Origin of the sequence: Amycolatopsis keratiniphila subsp. keratiniphila (genome assembly GCF_001620365.2) — a bacterium.
Classification (GTDB): Bacteria; Actinomycetota; Actinomycetes; order Mycobacteriales; family Pseudonocardiaceae; genus Amycolatopsis; species Amycolatopsis keratiniphila.
In genome coordinates this window covers 1-480 of record NZ_LQMT02000053.1, presented here as the reverse complement: position 1 = coordinate 480, position 480 = coordinate 1, and the positions used below count along the sequence as shown (strand labels likewise).

General features: G+C 62.7%; 1 pseudogene. It reads left to right on the top strand.

The window, feature by feature from the left end:
• Positions 1–333 (top strand): annotated as a pseudogene (locus AVR91_RS41520) (hypothetical protein); the annotation flags it as partial.
• Positions 334–480: the final 147 nt, after the last annotated feature.

The following is a 480-nucleotide window of genomic DNA, read 5'->3' as shown; positions in this document are numbered from 1 at the left end:
GGCCCGAAGGAAGACCTCGCCGAGTTCAAGAACAAGGGCGAGGGAATGCTCCCGGTCTACGTGCGGATGGTGATCGAGAACGTCGCCGGCACGGACCTCTCGGACACTTCGGTGTCGGTGCGCGCGGTGGACCCGAACGGCAAGAGCACCAAGGTGATCCTGGCCAACAGCACCGCGGCCTGCAAAGGCGAGTCCGCACCGGAGAACTTCACGACCGCGGGTGCGACCTACGAGACCTGCAAGACCGAAGGCGTCAAGGACGGCGAGGAGGTCGGCGGCGTGGTCTTCCGGGAAGGCGACTACCAGGACGACCCCGTCACCTGGAAGAAGTGAAAGCACACCCATTAGGCCGATAAGCGTAATCGATTCGTGACCTACTCTGGTGCGAATGGACCACACCGATGTACTCCGTCATCAACTACGGTGCGTGGCGAGAACGCCGGAGCAGGGTTCGGCGGGGAGTCCGAGGAGATCCATGAA